The organism is Bradyrhizobium sp. 21 (assembly GCF_023073335.1).
In the GTDB taxonomy this organism is placed as follows: Bacteria; Pseudomonadota; Alphaproteobacteria; order Rhizobiales; family Xanthobacteraceae; genus Bradyrhizobium.
The window spans coordinates 323,470-342,330 of record NZ_JADPJG010000012.1 but is presented as its reverse complement, the minus strand read 5'-3'; the positions used below and the strand labels follow the sequence as shown (position 1 = coordinate 342,330).

At 65.4% G+C, this 18,861-nt stretch carries 19 protein-coding genes; 14 read left to right on the top strand and 5 right to left on the bottom strand.

The genetic code is table 11. From position 1 onward, the window contains the following. Positions 1–16: 16 nt before the first annotated feature. Positions 17–1,813: a glucan ABC transporter ATP-binding protein/ permease gene (locus IVB31_RS15480; RefSeq protein WP_247323550.1), complete on the bottom strand. Its 1,797-nt coding sequence runs from the start codon at positions 1,811–1,813 to the stop codon at positions 17–19. Positions 1,814–1,905: 92 nt separating this feature from the next. Continuing rightward, on the bottom strand, positions 1,906–2,955 hold the full coding sequence (locus IVB31_RS15475) for an ABC transporter substrate-binding protein (protein WP_247323549.1): 1,050 nt from the start codon (positions 2,953–2,955) through the stop codon (positions 1,906–1,908). Between the two features lie 226 nt (positions 2,956–3,181). On the opposite strand from IVB31_RS15475, the gene IVB31_RS15470 reads away from it, so the two are divergent. From IVB31_RS15470 to IVB31_RS15410, 13 genes are all read left to right on the top strand, one after another. Then, entirely contained in the window at positions 3,182–3,556 is a 375-nt protein-coding gene (locus tag IVB31_RS15470) for a hypothetical protein (protein WP_247323548.1), read from the top strand. Positions 3,557–3,672: 116 nt separating this feature from the next. Further along, complete coding sequence (hisE, locus tag IVB31_RS15465) at positions 3,673–4,077, top strand: phosphoribosyl-ATP diphosphatase (protein WP_247323547.1); 405 nt, start codon at positions 3,673–3,675, stop codon at positions 4,075–4,077. Positions 4,078–4,123: 46 nt separating this feature from the next. Further along, entirely contained in the window at positions 4,124–4,726 is a 603-nt protein-coding gene (locus IVB31_RS15460; RefSeq protein WP_247323546.1) for a YqaA family protein, read from the top strand. A gap of 115 nt (positions 4,727–4,841) precedes the next feature. Then, positions 4,842–5,372: a hypothetical protein gene (locus IVB31_RS15455; RefSeq protein ID WP_247323545.1), complete on the top strand. Its 531-nt coding sequence runs from the start codon at positions 4,842–4,844 to the stop codon at positions 5,370–5,372. A gap of 30 nt (positions 5,373–5,402) precedes the next feature. After that, positions 5,403–6,803 (top strand): aspartate ammonia-lyase, encoded by a 1,401-nt coding sequence (locus tag IVB31_RS15450; RefSeq protein WP_247323544.1) that lies wholly within the window; start codon positions 5,403–5,405, stop codon positions 6,801–6,803. 163 nt (positions 6,804–6,966) lie between these two features. After that, positions 6,967–7,935 (top strand): nitronate monooxygenase family protein, encoded by a 969-nt coding sequence (locus tag IVB31_RS15445; RefSeq protein ID WP_247323543.1) that lies wholly within the window; start codon positions 6,967–6,969, stop codon positions 7,933–7,935. Between the two features lie 198 nt (positions 7,936–8,133). Continuing rightward, positions 8,134–8,907, top strand: a complete 774-nt coding sequence (locus IVB31_RS15440; protein ID WP_247323542.1) for a thioesterase family protein — start codon at positions 8,134–8,136, stop codon at positions 8,905–8,907. 171 nt (positions 8,908–9,078) lie between these two features. Then, positions 9,079–9,327, top strand: coding sequence for a hypothetical protein (locus IVB31_RS15435; RefSeq protein ID WP_247323541.1), 249 nt, complete (start codon positions 9,079–9,081; stop codon positions 9,325–9,327). Positions 9,328–9,459: 132 nt separating this feature from the next. Next, positions 9,460–10,182, top strand: a complete 723-nt coding sequence (locus tag IVB31_RS15430) for a hypothetical protein (protein ID WP_247323540.1) — start codon at positions 9,460–9,462, stop codon at positions 10,180–10,182. A gap of 87 nt (positions 10,183–10,269) precedes the next feature. After that, positions 10,270–10,992 (top strand): hypothetical protein, encoded by a 723-nt coding sequence (locus IVB31_RS15425; protein WP_247323727.1) that lies wholly within the window; start codon positions 10,270–10,272, stop codon positions 10,990–10,992. 139 nt (positions 10,993–11,131) lie between these two features. Beyond that, positions 11,132–12,874: a hypothetical protein gene (locus tag IVB31_RS15420; RefSeq protein ID WP_247323539.1), complete on the top strand. Its 1,743-nt coding sequence runs from the start codon at positions 11,132–11,134 to the stop codon at positions 12,872–12,874. A 9-nt stretch (positions 12,875–12,883) separates the two neighbouring features. Next, positions 12,884–13,351 (top strand): hypothetical protein, encoded by a 468-nt coding sequence (locus IVB31_RS15415; protein WP_247323538.1) that lies wholly within the window; start codon positions 12,884–12,886, stop codon positions 13,349–13,351. 2 nt (positions 13,352–13,353) lie between these two features. Beyond that, the gene (locus IVB31_RS15410) at positions 13,354–15,237 is read left to right on the top strand and encodes a hypothetical protein (RefSeq protein WP_247323537.1); all 1,884 of its coding nucleotides are present in this window, start codon (positions 13,354–13,356) and stop codon (positions 15,235–15,237) included. Between the two features lie 34 nt (positions 15,238–15,271). Here IVB31_RS15410 and IVB31_RS15405 read toward each other — a convergent pair whose 3' ends face one another. Further along, the gene (locus tag IVB31_RS15405) at positions 15,272–15,496 is read right to left on the bottom strand and encodes a hypothetical protein (RefSeq protein ID WP_247323535.1); all 225 of its coding nucleotides are present in this window, start codon (positions 15,494–15,496) and stop codon (positions 15,272–15,274) included. A gap of 235 nt (positions 15,497–15,731) precedes the next feature. On the opposite strand from IVB31_RS15405, the gene IVB31_RS15400 reads away from it, so the two are divergent. After that, positions 15,732–16,013: a hypothetical protein gene (locus IVB31_RS15400; protein WP_247323533.1), complete on the top strand. Its 282-nt coding sequence runs from the start codon at positions 15,732–15,734 to the stop codon at positions 16,011–16,013. 118 nt (positions 16,014–16,131) lie between these two features. Here IVB31_RS15400 and IVB31_RS15395 read toward each other — a convergent pair whose 3' ends face one another. Both IVB31_RS15395 and IVB31_RS15390 read right to left on the bottom strand, forming a co-directional pair. Next, complete coding sequence (locus tag IVB31_RS15395) at positions 16,132–18,069, bottom strand: ATP-binding protein (RefSeq protein WP_247323531.1); 1,938 nt, start codon at positions 18,067–18,069, stop codon at positions 16,132–16,134. Then, positions 18,066–18,749: a response regulator transcription factor gene (locus IVB31_RS15390; protein WP_247323530.1), complete on the bottom strand. Its 684-nt coding sequence runs from the start codon at positions 18,747–18,749 to the stop codon at positions 18,066–18,068. The genes IVB31_RS15395 and IVB31_RS15390 overlap by 4 nt, the downstream gene beginning before the upstream one ends. Between the last annotated feature and the right edge of the window lie 112 nt (positions 18,750–18,861).

Here is an 18,861-nt window from a genome sequence, read left to right as displayed (position 1 = left end):
TTGCCAAGGCGACTTGCTAAGGCGACTTGGCCGCGGTCGCGGCAGCCTCAGAAGCTGTCACGCTGGCCCGTGCGTTCTCCTGAACCATGAACTGGGCCCTGGCGAGGTCGGCGAAATGGCCGCCTTTGACCACGAGTTCATCGAAAGTTCCGCTTTCGATCACCCGCCCGTTCTCGAACACCAGGATCCGCGTGGCATTGCGGATGGTGGAGAGACGGTGGGCGATCACGAAGGTGGTGCGGCCCCTCATCACTTCGTCGAGAGCGGCATTCACCTTGGCCTCGGTGACGGCATCGAGCGCGCTGGTGGCCTCGTCGAGGATCAGCAGCGGCGGATCCTTCAGCAATGCGCGGGCGATAGACAGCCGCTGGCGCTCGCCGCCGGACAGCATGCGGCCGCGCTCGCCGGCATTGGTCTCGAAGCCGCCGCTGCGCTCGATGAACTCGAGCGCCTGCGCGCGCTCCGCCGCCTTGCGCATCTCGGCCTCGGTGGCATCAGGCTTGCCGACGCGCAGATTCTCCGCGATCGATCGGTTGAACAGCAGCGCCTCCTGAAACACCACGCCGATGTTCCGCCGCAGCGATGTCAGCGTCACCCCGCGCACGTCCATGCCGTCGATCCTGATGAAGCCGGACTGCGGATCGAAGGCGCGATGCAGCAGGGCGATCGCCGTCGACTTGCCGGCGCCGGTGGCGCCGACCAGCGCGATGGTCTGGCCGGGCAGCGCGGTGAAGGAGAGATCCTCGATCGCCGGTCGCTTGCCGTCATAGGAGAAGGTGACGTCGTTGAATTCGACGAGGCCGGAGAGCCTGCCCGCATCGATCGCGTCGGGCCGGTCGTGCACCGCGGGCACCGCGTCGAGTACGTTGAAGAACTCGCGCAGGCGCGGGGCTTCCATGAACACGTTGTTGATGAAGCTCACGACCTGCTCGAGCTTCTGGATCAGAAGGGTCGCGAAGCTCACGAACATCACGATTTCGCCGACGGAGGTCAGCCCCTGGTCGTGCAGCGCGATGCCCAGCGTGAAGATCGCGAGCACCGTGATCGTGGTGGAGGCGCGTGTGATGACGGTGACGAGCGCCCACCAGGACAGCACCGGCATTTGCGCCGCGAGCAACTGGTCGGCGACGGAGCGCAACCCCTTCACCTCGGATTCGACGCGCACGAAGCTCTGCACCAGCGCGACGTTGCCGAGGGCGTCGGAGGCGCGCGCGGAGAGCTCGCTGTAGTGCTCCTCCACCTCCATCTGCATGCCGAAGGTTCTGCGCACCACGAAGGTCGTCAGCGCCGTGAAGACGATGCAGAGCACGAACAGCATGATCGCGAGCCGCCAGTTCAGGTACAGTGATAGCGGCAGCAGCACTACGACCGACAGGATCGCGGCAAAGTGCTCACGGAAGAAGCCGACCCACAGCCGCCACAGCGCGTCCGTGCCGTTGAGCATCACCTTCATCAGTCGTCCGGAATGCGTGCCGGAATGGAAGGTTAGCGGCAATTGCAAAATATGCTCGAAATAGCTTGTGAGCACGGCCTGCCGTTGACGGTGAGCCAGTCGGTCGGCCTGTAGCGCGACGAATGCGCTGCAGATGATTGTGAACAGCCCGAACGCGACCCAGGCCATCAGGAAGGGCCAGGCCGAGTTGGAGCCCGCCACCGTCTTGCCCGAGAGCACGTCGACGATTCGGCCGAACAGCACAGGCTCGGCGAATTGCGAGGCGGCGAGCAGGAGATTGGCGACCGCCAGCAGCCAGCCGAGTCGTGCCTCCTTGCCGAGCAGTTCGAGAACGCGGGTGTAGAGGCTGAAAATGGACATGCGGGCGACGGACTCGGGCTCGTAGTACACAGGTGGACCCGTATTCTAAGCAGGGATCGCCCGCGAGATACAGCGGAAGCTTTCGGTTTTGCTCAGTTGATCAGACGTCTCGCGACCGGCGGCAAGAACTCGCCGTCGAAGATTTCGCCGGCCGTGGGCCGTTTGCGGAATTTGAAGTCTTGCGCGATCTGGTCGATCGAGCGGTCCATGCGCGCCGGGTCGATGCCGCCGAGGCCGTTGCGCTTGACCTCGTCGGTGAGGACGTTGTCGACCAGCACGGTGCGCAGGCGCTCCAGCTCCAGGTCGCGGTCGCCGTCGTCGATGCGGCTTGCGGCCTCGCCCGCCGCGCGCGCCGGCTCTTTGACTGTCGCGTTGATGCCGGCGATCAAGGCGCGAACGAAGCCTTTCACCGCGTCCGGCTTCGCCGTGGCGAAAGCCGGATTTGCCACCACGGCAAAGCCATAGGCCTCGCAGCCATAATCGGCATAGCGCAGCACGACGAGATCGGCTCCCGGCACGCCGCGGTCGCGCAAATTCACCCCCGAGAGATAGCTGAAGCCGGCGACGGCATCGACTTGCCCTGCGGAGAGGATCGGCTCGCGCACCGCGGCGCTCATCTTGTGGAATTTCACATGCGTCGTGTCGATGCCGTTCTGCTGCGCCAGCGCCGGCCACAGCCGCATCGAGAGATCGCTATCGGCAACGCCGACGGTCTTGCCGTCGAGATCGGGCAGCAGATGGATGCCGCGACTCCTGCGGGCGACGATCGCGTAGGGCGCGCGGTTGAACAGCACGAACACCCCCTTGACCGGCGCGGCATCGTCCTTGTCGCGAAAACGAATGAGCTCGTTGATGTCGACGAGCGCGAGCTCGCTGTCGCCCTTGGCGACGCGCGCGAGCGCCTCCGCCGATCCGGCCACGCTGTTGAAGGAGACGTTGAGACGCTCGGTGCTGAAGCCGCCGTCCTTCGCGGCAAGGAAGAACGGCGCCATGCTCGCATCGATCGGGCGGTCGAAGGTGAAGTGGATCGCAATGGACGGCGCGGCGGTCTCAGCCGCCGTCACATCGCGTGCAGTCATCGCGGCAAGCGCGATTGCAAGGGCCAGCAGGTCGCGAAGGGCGATCGTCTTGAATCCGAACATCAGTGGCGCCGGTCCCGCATTGGGGTGGTTTGGTGACGCTCGCAGCGCCGGCTGGCGGGCAGCCTGCGCGCGGCAATATGAACGGCGGATGAGCGGCGGTTGCGTCATGATTACGCAACCCCGTTCAGCTTCTGTTGGGGTCGCGGAACCCAACATGGGATGCGGGTGTTTGAGAGACATGAGCCTGTCGTCAGGCACCATCGAGGTCCCAAGGAGGGTCCAGGACATGTTTGACAGATTTTCGAAGTTTGCCGGCCGCAAAACCGTTCTCGCCACGGCGGCGGTGCTGGCACTGACCGCGGTCGCCCCGACTGCCTCTTATGCGGGCGGCCGCCACTGGCATGGTGGTGGTGGTGGCGGCGCAGCGGCTGCCGCGGCCTTTGCCGGCATCGTCGGCACCGGCCTTGCGATCGCGGCAACCCGCGACGCCTACGCCTATGACGACGGGCCCTATTATGGGGGCCCCGCCTATTACAGCGGTCCTGCCTATTACGGCCACGGCCCCTATTATGGACCAGGCCCGAATTACCAGTATCAGCGCTACGGCGGCACCGCTCCCTCGGAGCTCTGCGGCCAAGGCTACCACACCAACTGCTACTAGCTTTGGCTACCAGGTCTTGACCAAAACAGGCCGTCGCGCTTGCCGCGGCGGCCTGTGTTCGCTTTTATTGTCGCGCGTTAACGCGCCTGCCATTGGTTTAGAGTAGTTTCAATACCATGAGTGATTCGCTCGAGCGGCTATATCTGGCTGTGCTCGCGGCCAGAGATCTTGATCCGGCAACATCGCGTACGGCCCGGCTGTTTCAGCGTGGGCCCTCCCAAATGGCGAAGAAGCTGGCCGAAGAGGCCATCGAAGTCGTGATCGACGCGGTCAACGGCGATAGCAAAGCCGTGATCCGGGAGAGCGCTGATCTGCTCTACAATCTGACGGTGCTCTGGGCCTCGGCTGGCGTGCGCCCCGAGGACGTCTGGCGTGAGATGTCGCGGCGGGAAGACATGCTCGGCATTGCCGAGAAGCTGCCGAAATCTTCGATGAAGCTGCCCAAAGTCGCGTCACCGCGCGTCGCGGCCAGGCGGCCAATTGTCGCGCTCGAGGGCCGTGTGACGCGCAAGCGCCACTAGAAGCGTCACAAAACGCTCAAAAACTCGCGATGGACAAATCCGTCCCATGGTGCTTCATCGCGGCGCCATGCTGAAACGTATCTACGACTGGTGCATCGACGCCGCTCACAAGCCCTACGCGCTCTGGATCCTGGGTGCCGTGGCTTTCGCAGAAAGCTCCTTCTTTCCGGTCCCGCCGGATGTGATGCTGATCCCGATGTCGCTGGCGCGCCCGCAGCGCGCCTGGTTCTACGCCGCGATCTGCACCGCGACGTCGGTGCTGGGCGGCCTGCTCGGCTACGCCATCGGGGCGGTGCTGTTCGACTCGGTCGGTCACTGGCTGATCCAGGTCTATGGCCTCGGCGACAAGGTCGATGCCTTCCGCGCCTCCTATGCCGAATGGGGAGCGGTGATCATCCTGCTCAAGGGGCTGACCCCGATTCCCTACAAGCTCGTTACCATCACCTCGGGCTTTGCCGGCTACAATATCGGCCTCTTCGTCCTGTGCTCGATTGTTGCGCGCGGTGGACGTTTCTTCATCGTCGCCATCCTGCTCAATCGCTATGGCGACTGGATCCGGGTCAGGATCGAGAAGCATCTCGGTCTGGTGGTGGCGATCGGTGCTGCCGTGCTGGTGCTCGGCTTCGTGGTGGCGATCAAGCTGATCTAGCAAGCTGATCTAGAGAGCATGATCCGGAAACGTGTGAAGCGGTGTTCCGGAAAGATCATGCTCAAACAACAACCCGCGCTTTGCCACTGCGTCCGGTTCGGCTACGGTTGCCGTCATGATGGTTCGGTCCGGCAATCCGGCGGTGCGGCTCGCGACGCTGACTTCAGCAGCATTGTTGCTCCTGCTCGGTGCGGGCGGGGCCGGATGGCCGCAATCTGAGCCGCGGACGCTTGGCTTGCAGGAGCAGGGGCCGAAGGCTGCGCCGCCGCCGCCGTCGACACCTGCGCCGGCGCCTGAGGAAAACCCCGGGCTGATCAACGAAATGGGCAAGCTGTTCGACAAGCTGCCCTCGATCCTGCCGCCGATCAAAAGCCCGAGCGAGACCATGAACGATTTGTCGCGGCTGGCGAAGCCGTCGACCATGGTGTCGGGACGCGTGGCCTGTCCGGCCTCGTCGAACGGCGCGCCCGACTGCAAGCTCGCCGCCGACCAGCTCTGCCGGAGCAAGGGCTACCCGGAAGGCAAGAGCCTGAACGCCGATTCCGCGGAAAAATGCTCGGCCAAGGTTCTGATCCCGGGCAGGCAACGCAAACCGGATGACTGCCGCACCGATACCTTCGTCACCAGCGCGCTGTGCCAGAACTGAGGACGTCGCGCGAGCAAGCAAGGAGCGCCCATGAGCCGTACGGAGCAGGACTTCCTCGGACAGCGTGAGATCGCCGACGACATCTATTACGGCGTTCAGACCATCCGGGGGAAGGAGAACTTCCACATCACCGGCATTCCGATGAACCAGGAGCCTTACTTCGTGAAGGCGCTTGGTTACGTGAAGAAGGCCGCCGCGATGGCCAACCGCGACCTCGGCGCGGTCGACGCAAAAGTAGCTGACGCGATCATTCTCGGTTGCGACCGCGTCATCGCCGGTGACATGATGGACCAGTTCGTCACCGACTTCATCCAGGGCGGGGCGGGCACCTCCACCAACATGAACGCCAACGAGGTGATCGCCAACCTCGCGCTGGAATCGCTCGGCTTCGCGAAGGGCGACTATCAGCACGTCAGCCCCAACGATCACGTCAATTACGGCCAGTCGACCAACGACACCTATCCGACCGCCTTTCGTCTTGCGCTGATCCTGCGGCTCGAGAGCTACATGACGGCGCTGCGCCAGCTCCAGGAGGCGTTCTTCGCCAAGGGCCGTGAGTTCGACCGCGTGCTGAAGATGGGCCGCACGCATTTGCAGGACGCGGTGCCGATGTCGCTCGGCGCCGAATTCCGCGGCTGGGGCACCACCATGGGCGAGGAGGTCGATCGCATCTCGGAAGCCCGCGCGCTGCTGCGCGAGGTCAATCTCGGAGCCACCGCCATCGGCACCTCCGTCACCGCGGCGCATGGCTATCCCAAGCTCGCCGTCCGGCACCTCAGCGCGCTGACCGGTGTCGACTTCATTCTCGCGGGCGACCTCGTCGAGGCGACCTCGGACACCGGTGCCTATGTGCAGCTCTCCGGCGTGCTCAAGCGCACCGCGAGCAAGCTCACGAAAATCTGCAACGACATTCGTCTGCTCGCCTCCGGTCCGCGCGCCGGCTTCAACGAGATCAACCTGCCGCAGCTCCAGCCGGGCTCCTCGATCATGCCTGGCAAGGTCAATCCCGTGATCCCCGAGGTCGTCAACCAGACCAGCTTTCTCGTGATCGGGCTCGACACCACGGTGACGCTGGCGGCGTCCGCCGGCCAGCTCCAGCTCAACGTGATGGAGCCGGTGATCTCGTTCGCGCTGTTCTTCTCGATCCGCACCATGGAGCGCGCGGTCAACAGCCTGCGCGAGAACTGCGTCGTCGGCATCACCGCCAACGCGGAGCACACCCGCAACATGGTGCTTAACTCGCTTGGCATCGTCACGGTGCTGAAGCCGCTGCTCGGCTACAAGCAATGCGCCGAGATCGCCCGCGAAGGCTACAAGAGCGGCAAGTCGCTGCACCAGATCGTCGTGGTCGAACGCAAGCTGCTGACGCAGGAGAAATGGGACGAGATGTTCTCGTTCGAGCGGCTGATCAATCCGGATTTGATTGCGTGACGTCGTCGCCCCCGCGATGAATTCCGCGACGAATTCCGCGGCTTGGAATTGCGGTAGCGGCGTCCGCCTCGGCGCCAAAACGCAATACTTGACAGTGGAAAGATTGCCTTGTTGGTATGACACCCAACCTTCCACCTGACCGCCAACAGAGGGTCGCGCCGCAATGTCCATGCCTGCCTTGTTCAAGGGGCGCCTGTCGATCCCCGTGATCGGTTCGCCGCTCTTCATCATCTCGGTGCCAGATCTCGTGATCGCGCAGTGCAAGGCGGGCGTGGTCGGCTCGTTTCCGTCTCTGAACGCGCGGCCGCCGGAATTGCTCGACGAGTGGCTGGCGCGGATTACCGAAGAGCTCGCAGCCTATGACCGCGCGCATCCCGACAGGCCGTCGGCGCCGTTCGCGGTCAACCAGATCGTGCACAAGTCGAACAACCGGCTCGACCACGACATGCAGCTTTGCGCCAAGTATAAGGTGCCGATGATCATTTCGTCGCTCGGCGCGCGCGAGGAGCTGAACCAGGCGGTGCACGGCTGGGGCGGCATCGTTTTCCACGACGTGATCAACCAGAAATTTGCGCACAAGGCGATCGAGAAGGGCGCCGACGGCCTGATCCTGGTCGCGGCCGGTGCCGGTGGCCATGCCGGCACGATCTCGCCGTTGGCTTTCGTCGCGGAAACGCGAAAATGGTTTGACGGCCCGATCGCGCTGTCCGGCGCCATCGGCAACGGCAAGGCGATCCGCGCTGCGCGCGTTCTCGGCGCCGACTTCGCCTATATCGGCTCCGCCTTCATCGCGACCAAGGAAGCCAACGCGGTCGAGAATTACAAGGAGATGATCGCCGGCGCGAGCGCCGACGACATCGTCTATTCCAACCTCTTCACCGGCGTGCACGGCAACTATCTGAAGCCCTCGATCCTCGCCGCCGGCATGGATCCGGAAAACCTGCCGACCTCCGATCCCTCCAAGATGAACTTCGGCACCGACGCCTCCGGCGAGCGCGCCAAGCCGAAGGCCTGGAAGGAGATCTGGGGTTCGGGGCAGGGCATCGGCAGCGTGGACGGCATCGTGCCCGCCGCCGAGATGATCGCGCGCTTCAAGAAGGAATACGAGGAAGCGATCGATCCGCCGCTGTAACGACCGTCCTCCCGAGGACTCTCAACCGTCGTCCTGGACAAGCGAGCGCTGATCCAGGACCCATTCCCACAGGGCTTAGTTGGGTGAAGACTCGTGATTGCCAGTCTCACGCGACAACTTCTCCCTGGGGTAATGGGTCCTGGCTTTCGCCATGACGACATTGGAGTTCCAGCATTTCCGCCAACTGAGATTTGAACGATGTCCCCCATCTACCGCGTCGACGGCAACAGCGTGGTCACCAGCCCGGACGCCGCGGGGCCGTGGGACCGGCGCATGCAGCACGGCTCGGCGCCGGCGTCGCTGGTGACGTGGGCAGCCGAGCGCATCCCGACATCAGTGCCGATGGACATCGCGCGCGTCACCATCGATCTGATGCGCCCGGTGCCGGTGGCGCCGCTCACGATTGCGTCTGCGGTCTTGCGCGAGGGTCGCAAGATCCAGCTCTGCGAAATCAAGTTGCTCGCCGACGGCGTGCAGGTGGTCGGCGCCACCGTGCTCAAGATCAAGCGCCAGGCGCTGGCGCTGCCCGACGACGTCAAGGCGCTGCCGGTCGAATTGCCCGCGCCCGAGGACTCGCTGGTCGAGGACGGTCATGCCGCCACCAGCCCGTTCGTACGTTCGGTTTCGATGCGTGCCGCGCGCGGTCGCTTCGGCCGGGCCGGTGCGGGCGCGATCTGGTTTCGCGTCGACCATCCCCTGATTGCAGGCGAAGCGCTCTCACAGGCGATGCGCGCCGTGGTCGCGGCCGATTTTTCCAACGGCACCGCCTCGACCCTCGACTTCCGCGCCTGGACCTACATCAACGCCGACCTCACCGTGAGCTTCTCGCGCCAGCCGATCGGCGAGTGGATCCTGCTCGACGGCGATTCCTGGATCGGTCCTGACGGGGCCGGGCTTGCGATGTCGCGGCTGGCCGACCGGCAGGGCTATTTCGGCCGCGCGGTGCAAAGCCTGGTGATCGAGAAGCGGTGAGGGCCTTTTCGCCTGCCCCTCCGTGGGACGGACGGGAGAGAGCGGCGCGTGCTCGCCGCGCCAGCACAGTTAATCCCGCATACCTCCGCCCCGCGCCACTTAACGGCAGATTAACCATCGCCGGCCCAGAATCCCTCTCAAGGCGCCAATCAGGACCGAGAGGGACAGGCGATGGACTTCGACTTTCTCAACGCCAAGACGCAGGCGTCGCTGGACGAAATTCGCGTGCGCGTGGCCCATGCTCTGGCCCGCCATCCGCTGTGCCGCAATGTGCGCTTCGACATCCTCAGCGTCCCCCGTACCCGCCGGGGCGGCAATTGGACGGTGACGCTGCAATCGGTCGAGCCGCGCGGCGTCTGGGAGGCCTCGGAGATCGTGGCCGACATCCAGGACGCTTACGATCTGGCGCTAGCTGCCTGATTTGCTTTGGTTTTCCGGGCGGTGTCGCCGCAGTCCGCGCGAATGCCGCCGCAATGGCACGGTTAAGCCTTAATTCTCGCCCAGTTTCCGGGCAGTGATCACGTGGACTTGAAGTTGCACGCGGAGAGACGTTTGTCGAAAGCCATCACCATCGTCGTGCTGACCTGCTTCCTCGTCCTCGGCGCCGCCACCACCGCCATTCTCGGCCGTGACAGCGTTCCCAGCGTCAGTGCTGAAATGATCACGCAGGCCCCGGGGCCGAAGCCGCTGGCCACCAACCGGGCCGCCAAGGCCGACCGGCTGGTTCCAACGCTGGCGTTGGCCTCGGCCGCGATCGACCCGGTCCAGGTTCCCGCCGACAGGCTTTCGCAAGCGCCGGTGCTGACCGAGCCGCTGCGCCAGGCGTTTGCGGCCGCAACTCCAGCCGATTTCCCGATGGCCAAGGCAGCCTCATCGGCGAGCGTGAACCAGGCTCCCGCCGCTTCAGAGGTTCCTGCCGTCGAAGTTCCGGCCAAGCCGCGGGTCGTGGCCAAGCCTCAGCCGCAGAAATCCTATTCGCTGCTCTCCGACGTGCAGATCTCGGGCATCAGGGACCGTCTGAAATTGTCCTCGTCGCAGGAATATTACTGGCCCTCGGTCGAGACCGCGCTGCGCAATGTCGTCCGCAAGATTTCGGCAAACAAGCTGTCCAATCCGAACGCGCCGGGCGTGCCCATCGATCCCGATTGCGACGAGGTCCAGCAGTTGAAATCGGCCGCGATGCCGCTGCTGTTCCAACTGCGTGACGACCAGAAAGAGGAAGTGCGCAAGCTCGCCCGCATCATCGGGCTCGAGAAGGTCGCGCAGCAGATCTGACGCGCGGGTTCCCTGAGGGAACCGCGCTCCCTTCAGGAACATCTGGCAATCCCAAGGCGTTGCCCGCTCCAAAGAGGGAGTGGATTGATGCGCGCCTCGGTAGCTTATTTCGTCGGTGCCGGTACGATCGTCGCAGCCATCGCCATTGGTCTCGGCGGAGGCATCGTCGCCGGCAATATCATGCATCCGATCGCGCCCAAGCAGGGGCCGGATACCGGCAAGATGGCGCAGCGCGCGGAACCAGCGGCCGCCGCGACGGCCACGGCAAGCGCGCCGTCCGAACGGGTCCAATATGTCACCGGCTCGAAAGCCTTCGGCGCGATGGTCGCCGCGCCTGCGCAGGGGCAGGATGAAGCAAAGCCTGAGACCAAGTCTGAGACCAAGTCTGAGACGCAGCCTACCCAGGCGAACGCTGAATCGCCCGCGCCGCAGCCTTCGCAAGCAGCCGCAGTCGAGCCGCCCAAGGAGCAGTTCAAGCCGGCGGCCGCTTCCCCTCCGCAAGTCGTAAAACCCGCCGAGCAGCAGGCTTCGACGATGCCGTCCTCTTCATCCGATAATGCCAATGCCAATGCAAAGGCCAGGGATTCTGACGTGAAGCGCGCCGCGCCCGAACGGCGCCGGATGGATCGCCGCGAACGTTGGGCCGAGCGCCGTCGCTACGACCCCCGCGAACAACGCGGCATGCGCGATCAGACCGATTGGGACGACGTCGCGCGCAACGTGCGTGAAGATTCCAGCACCCGGGACGTGGTGAGCCGTCCGCGCAGTGGCTTCCCGCAGATCAGGATGTTCGGTGCCGACGACGACTAGCGCGTGACGCCACCTTGTTCGCCGTCGCGCACGTGATCGTGAGCGGCGGTTCGTGCTGGGGAGGCGCGTGCCTCAAATTTCAACTTCCGGATGATCTTCGTTCGATGCATGATTGACGCAGCCAGCCAGAGGCCGCGTCATGGGCGTAGCGCTGTTAGCTTGGGGTCGCTTCTTCGGGCCGCACGGCGAACGCGTGACCGTGCCGGCGCCCGTCGATGGAGCCGGTGCGCCCTGGCTGCTCGATTTTCTGGCGCGGCACGCGCGGGCGCTTCGCGACGCTGGTTTCACCGCGCTACAGTTACCGCCGACATCGAAGGCTGAAGGCGGCGCGGGCCGCGGCTGCGACGGCTACGGCGTGTTCGATCCCCGCGACCTCGGCAGCAAGAACCAGCAAGGCTCCGTCAACACGCGCTACGGGTCGAAGGTGTCGCTGACGCGGCTCGTCGCCGTTGCCCATGCCTGCGATCTCGACGTCTATCTCGATCTCGTCCTGCATCAGCGCAGCGGAGAGAATGGCGGGCCCGGCATATTCCGCTATCTCGGCGCGGACGGCCGGACGCCCAATGGCAGGAGCACCACGGCACCCGGATGGTTTCGCGGCGTGCCGCCCGACAATCTGCCTGACGACGACGTGCCGAGCCCCCGCGACGATTTTCCGTTTGGCCGCGAGCTCTCCTATCAGCACTGCCGTCCGCCGCGCGTCACGATCGAGGATGCGCTCGATTTCGGGCAATGGGTGTTCCGCACCACGGGCGCGGACGGTGCGCGCTTCGACGACGTCAAGGGCACTTGGGCGCCCTTCGTCCGGGAGTTCATGACTCACGGCGTCATGGCCTCGAAATTCTTCTACGCCGAGTTCTTCGACGGCAATCGCGCGATTCTCAACGGCTGGACCACGCAGCCGCCGCTCAGCGGGCGTTCGCTCGTGGCCGACTTTCCGATGCATTGGGCGTTGCAGGCTGCCTGCGACGGCGGCAACGCGCGCGTGCTGGATGGCGCCGGCTATACGAGCTGGCGTCCCGATCTCACCTGCACCTTCGTCGACAATCCCGACACCGATACCTCGCCGGGCCAGCAGGTCATCAGCAACAAGCTGCTCGCCTACGCCTTCCTGCTCTCGTCCGAAGGCTATCCCTTCGTCTACGGCAAGGACTACTTCCCGCCCAGCGTCTGGCCGGGCGCCTACGGGCTGAAGCCGTGGATCGACAATCTGGTCTGGATCCACGAGCACCTCGCCGCTGGGCCGACCAGCACCCGCTTCCTGGATGACAAGGTCGTGGTGCTCGAGCGGACCGGCGCGCCCGGCCTGCTGACCGCGCTCAACTTCGACACCTTCAACGCCCGCAGCGTCAGGTGCCAAACCGCTTTCGGGGCCAACGTCCATCTCCACGACTACACCGGCCATCACGATGATATCTGGACCGATGGACATGGCGTCGCCAGCTTTACGATTCCCAGCAACGCCTTCAGCAAGGGCCAGAGCTATCTGTGCTTCTCCCGCGCGGGCCTGAACGTCGCGTCGATCCGGCACGCGCGCCATACCGTGCAGACCATCTTCGGCGCCGCCGATCTCGACACGCCGCCGGCTACCAATGCCGAGACCGAGGCAGCACGGATCTGGGTGGAGCGGGGCAGCCGGATCGCCTTGCGGGTCCGCCTCGATCGCCACGGCGCGCCGGCGGACGCCGCGCTCAAGGTCATCGTCAGCGATGCACGAGGGCATACCGTGGTCGAAGCGCTGTGCGCAGGCGACCATGCCGACGCAGAAGGAACGGCCGGCGAGATCGGCGAACATCACATCCGTATTGCGGGCCGGCAGTTGCCGGAGCATGGCTCGGCCTTTTCGATCGACATCGCCTACCTTGCCCCACAAGCCATTTGAGAGGATTCAATGTCGTTTCATCTGTTGTCGACATCCACTGACAGTCTCATCGCGGCCTTCGCGCTCGCCTTCATCGTTCCGCGGCGGCATGTGCTGCCGCTCATTCTCATGTTTGGACTCTGCGATGCGCTGGGCGCCGCGCTCGGTGTCAGTGTGCCGATCGCCGATGGCCTCGCTGCGGTCACGTTGATGGCGTGCGGCGCGTTGCTGCTCCTGCGTCTCCCGCTCGCGCATCGCCTGACGCAGGCGGTGGGCTGGGTCTACGCCCTGCCGCCGCTGCTCGCGATCGACAATGTCATGTCGCACGCGGCTGACCACATCGGCCTTGTGGCCCTGTCGAGCGCCTTGGCGGCGGGCCTCGGTTTCGCGGGCGGAGCCGTGACGCTCGGTGCGTGGAGCGTAAGTCCCGAACGCAGACGGTGGTTCGCCGGCGCCTGCCTGCTCGCCGCTGGAAGCACACTGGCATTCGGGAGCTGACCATGGCAACTTCCGTCACCACGCGCAGCTATGACAACGCCAGAACCGGCGCGAACGATTCAGAGACGGTGCTGACGGCGACGGCCGTTCGCACCCATGGCATCGCCAAGCTGTTCAGCATTCCGATTCCCGACGACCCGAGGCTCGAGGCGCAGCCGCTCGCGGTCGGCGCCGTGCATACGGCCGACGGCAGGACCCGCGATTTGATCTTGCAGGCCAGCATGGGCAATTGGGTCTACGCATTTGACGCGGCGACCGGCGAGAAGGTCTGGGCCACGCATCTCGGGCGGCCCATCGTCGGAACGCGGGCCATCGATGGACACATGACCAACGTCAATTGGGGGATTCTTTCGACCCCCGTCATCGACCAGGCCGCCGGCATGCTCTACGCCTGCACCTGGATCAGCGACGACGGCAGTGTCGCGAAGGGCCAGCACTTCCTCGCCGCGCTGCGGATCAGGGACGGCTCGCTGGCGCATCCGTTGATGAACCTGGAGGGCGCGGTCTACGCTCCGCCGGGCCTGCCCGCGCAGAAATTCGTCTCGGCCCAGCGCAAGCAGCGCAGCGCGCTGACTCTGATCCATGACCATGTGCTGATTCCCTTCGGCACGATCGCGGAGACGTCGAAGACCGCGCGAGGCTGGCTGCTCGCGGTCGACGTTCACGCCTGGCATCTTGCAGCCGCCTGGTGCTCCACCGTCACCGGTGTCGGTGGCGGGCTGTGGCATAGCGGCGCCGGTCCCGCCGTCGGCCCCGACGGTTCGATCTATGTCATCACCGGCAACGGAGCGTTCTCGCCGCAACATGGCGATTTCGGCGAGAGCATCGTGCGGCTGGCCCTGCATACCGGGGCCCATGCGCATTTCGAGGTCATGTCCTGGTGGGCGCCGTGGACCGACGTTAACCGGGTCGGCGCCGCCGCGGTCGCGGCGGCCGAAGACGACGATGATGAGCCGGCGTTACCGTCAAACGTATCCCTGCCTTCCGTGATTGCGCATGCCAGGCGCATGGGAATGCCGCTAAAGCCGCTTCATGCGCGCGAGATGCCGCATGTCGCGGTCACCTCGGGTCCCAGTGCAACCGATGCGCAGATCGCGCCGATCGTGGCGCACCACATGGAGGCGATGAACGAGTCGATGTGGAGCGACCAGGATTTCGGTTCCGGCGGTCCGGTCTATGTCGCTTCCGCCCATGCCGTGCTGGCCGCGGGCAAGGATGGAATTCTCTACACGGGAAACGCCAATGCGCTCGGCAACACACAACCGAGCGATCTTGCGGCCGGCCATTTTGCCGCGAACTACGACAGGCTTCGTATGCCGCCCATCCTGTACACGTATTTCGATCCTGGCGTGACGCCGGCGCCGGCGTCACCGATGGAACTGAACCTGTTTCCAGGTGGCGCGACGCGACACCTGCATGGCACGCCACTGCTATTCCAGTCCACCGTCCACGGCACCATGCATTTCGTCGGCGGTGAGAACAGCGCCTTGCGGGCGTGGTCGATTGCAGCCGACGGGACCTCGACCTATCTCGCCGGATCCAACGAGACGGCCTCGCCGCAGTCGCCGCGGCCGCCGGGCGGCATGCCGGGCTGGAGCATCACGCTTGCCGCCAACAACGGCGCCGACGGCATCATCGTGGCCATGGTGCCCTATCAGGACAGCAACATGCTGCTGAGCTTCGGCCGCTTCCTGGTCTATGACGCACAGAACTTCGCCACCAATCCGGACGGCTCCAGGCGGCTCCAGGTGATCTGGGACAGCGAAGACTGGGGGCCGGAGCACGCCTTCATGCATCCCAAGTTCAACCGGCCGATGATCTGGAACGGGCGGATCTATCGCCCGACCTATGATGGCCGCATCGACGTCTACGGCCTGACGCACTAGCGCCCGCGAGATTTGTGCCGTGGACGGCGATTGCTCACCCGCCGTGCGACTCCACGACCTTGCGGCAGCCATCGGAAAGCTTCGACTTGTTCTCGCGCAGGCAGGCATTCATCTGCGGCGGCTTGCCGATGTGTTCGGCGCAGAATTTGCTCGCGTCGCTTCGGCAGATCATCTGCTCCTGCGGCGTCGGACCGGATTGTGCAGCGGCGGTCTGGGCGGTCGCGGCAAGCAGCAGCGCGGCAAGAACCGAAATCTTCATAGAGCATCTCCTTGGGAATGTCTTTGGCCCCGGCTGGGATCAAGCGAGCCGGACCATCTCGCGAGAGCCGGACCCAGGTCCATGCCATGTTCATGGCATCGGCCAGCCCGCCCCGCCGCCGTCCCCCCATTTTCATGGCATGTATCAGCGCGCCGTCTTTTGTCATTCAGGCTGCACGTTGGCTGCGAGACCCGGTGATTGCATCGGGACGCCGAACGGGAAGCAGGAGAGCAAGATGTCGAAAAGAGCGGGAGCGCTGAGCGCCGGGCTGACGATTTTGGCGCTGGCAGGTGCGGCGATCGTGTCGCTGGGCACGAGCCCGGCGCAAGCGGTGGTCTATTGCAAGACGGTCGGCTTACCCAAGGGCTGCGTGGTGCGGCCGACAGCAACGGTGGTGGTTGCGCCGGCCGCCGCGGTCGCGGTCGCGACACCCGGTGTCGGTGCGCCCGGTGTCGGCGTGCGCGCGGGCACGCCGATGAATCGCGGTGGTCCGGTCAATCGCGTCGGCGTGCGCTGAAAACGACGAAAGAGTTCGGGCGAAGGAGCCTTGCGGACGAACCCCCCCCGTCCTCCGCAGGCAATCATCCGGCCCGTCCCTCTCTCCGTGCGTCCCACACGTGCGGAGAGGGGGCTTTTCAGCCGACGGCGGCATCGCTGTCGGGGAAAATCTGCGGCAATTGCAGCCGCACGTGCGTGCCTGAGGAATCCGAACTCAGATTGAGCGTGGCCCCGCAGCACGCGGCACGGCTCCTCATGTTGCGCAGGCCCCGCGCGGTCTGGCTCGCGTCGGCGGCCCCGCCGCTGGCGGCCAGCGCGGAAGCGTTCGCAAAACCCTTACCGTTATCCGCGACCCTGATCACACCGTACGGTCCCTGACCTTCGTCGATCGTCTCGATGGTGACCGAGATGCGGCGGGCCTCCGCGTGCTTGACCGCATTGGTCACGGCCTCGTCGAGGATGCGCACGATCTGGATAACATGCCAAGGCCTGAGCTCGGGATGCAGCGGCAGCCCCTGTGGCGTCGCCACGTGCCAGTCGAGCACGATGTCGTGCGGCCGCAATTGCGCGGTCGCGCGCTCGCGCCAGGAGCCGAGTGCGAGCATGAGGTCGCCGCCGATGTCGTCCATGGAATCGATGACGAGGCGAAGGTCCTTCAGCGCGGCGCGGGCGGCATCGGTGATGGTTGCGCCCTCATGGCCGCGCTCGGACAGTGCGACGATGCTGACGAGCTGGCCGCCGAGGCCGTCATGCAGGTCGCGCATCAGCCGCGTGCGCTCATTGGCGAGCGCGGCGGCCCGTGCACGCTCCTCCTCGCGGGCAAAGCTCGCCTTCAGCCGTTCCTCGGCCTCGCGTACGCGCGTCACGAGCTGGCCGGCAAAGCTGTCGACCTGGTTCAGCGCGCGGGCGAACCGCCAGGTCAAGCCGGCGCCGATCGCGACCAGCATCGCCGAATAGGACAGGCGCGAGAGGAAGATGCGCTCGTCGGTCACGATCTCGAACACCGACAGCATGTCGTGGACCCAGCATATCAGCACGATGGTCACCGCGCAGCCGAGCGTGAAGCTCGCCGCGTCCTGCCGCCGCACCACTGCGGCCGCGGTGACGCAGGCCATCAGGACCAGGCAGAGCCCGACGGTGGGAATGCCGAGCACGAGAAACAGAATGCGCGGCAGCGGTGGGCCCGCGATCAGCCCGACACCGAACACGACGAGCCCCGGGGCGAACAGCAGCATGCCATAACGCGGCCAGCGCCAGCCGAAGAACAGCACGCCGAAGACGACGACCAGAGCGCTCTCGATCGGTGCGGACGCGAGCAACACCGCGGCGAGCCGGGACGTGGTGACGGGGGGCACCGGTGGCGGCGCGAAGGCCTGTACCACGCCGAGTACCATCGCCACGGCCAGCACGCCGTAAACCGGCTCGCGGCGGCGCATCAGCCACATGATCGCCAGGATGACGGCGAGGATCGACTGCCAGGCGGAGAACACCACAGGCAACGTGACGAACATCAGCGTGCGTGTCTCGTAGGCGGGCCGCAAGGCCGCATCCGGCCCGACATAGACGGTGTCGAGAAAGCCCTTGAGCGGTCCCCAAATCAAAAGCCGCACCGTGATGCCGTTCGCACCCTCGCGTAGCAGCGAGGACGGGATCGACCCGATCTGCGGGGTGTTGCGGTCGGGCCGGTTGGCGTTGGCATCGCGCCGCGAATCCAGGATGACGACGCCGTTGATTGCGACCTCCACGGCGTTGCTGAAGCGCGGCAGGAATACCGACCATCCCGACGCCGCATCGGCGCGGCGAAACGTGAAGGCGCCGCTGTAGAGCGGCGGGTCGGTCAGGGAATAGCGTGCCGACGTGAAATGCGGCAGCGTCACGGGACGCGCCACGCCGTCCTCACGCAGCGAGAATTCGCTCAGTGCAAAGTCGTCGGGGTCGCTGGGCTGGAGCAACCGCAGCCCGAGGATGGTCGCGACCAATATCAGCGCCTGGAGCAGCAGATAGGGCACGAGGCGCGAGACCAGCAGCCGGCGCCGCGCGGGTTTGACCGGTGCCTTCGCCGCGATCTCGCTCACAGCTTGATCAGGCCCTGCTGCACCGCTTCGAACACCGCTTCGCTGCGGGTGTGGACTTCGAGCTTGCGATAGATGTTCTTGATGTGGCCGGGCACCGTTTGCCTGGAGAGGCCGAGATGGCTCGCGATTTCGGCGTAGCTGAAACCTTTGGCGATGCCCCAGAGGATGTCGATCTCCCGTGGGGTGAGCCTAGCGGTGTTGAGCGCGGGACCCGGCGGAGGCTCGGTCGCATTCTGCGCGGACCCTTGCGTTCTGCGCACGATGAAGCGGGCGATCGAGGCCGAGATCGGCGAATGGCCGGCGACCAGATCGCGCACGGTGGTGGCGATGTCGGTGGGGAACGCATCCTTCAGGAGATAGCCGGTGGCGCCGACCGTGATCGCGGAGATCACACTCTCCTCGTCGCCGAGCGCCGAGATCACCATGATCTCGGTGTCGGGAAAGCGCCGCCTTGTCTCGCGGATCAGCTCGACGCCGTGGCCGTCGGGCAGCCGCAGATCGGTGAGCAGCACGCGCGGCGCCCGTTCGCCGAGCCCCGAGCGGGCCTCTGCGAGCGTGCCGGCGCTGCGTACCTCGTAGCCGGCCTTGATCAGGGCGTCCTGGAGCCGCCAGCAAGTCGGCGCGTCGTCCTCGACGAGGAGGATGGTGATGGCTTCACCCGTCTCGCCCTGTTCGGTCATGATCATCGTCCTGCATCGCGTGTCCCCCGCGGCGCAAGGCCAAGTTTAGCCGCGGCGCGGACGCCGCGACACCCATAATCATGGGGGCGGAAAGGGCATCGGTCTGGCGTTC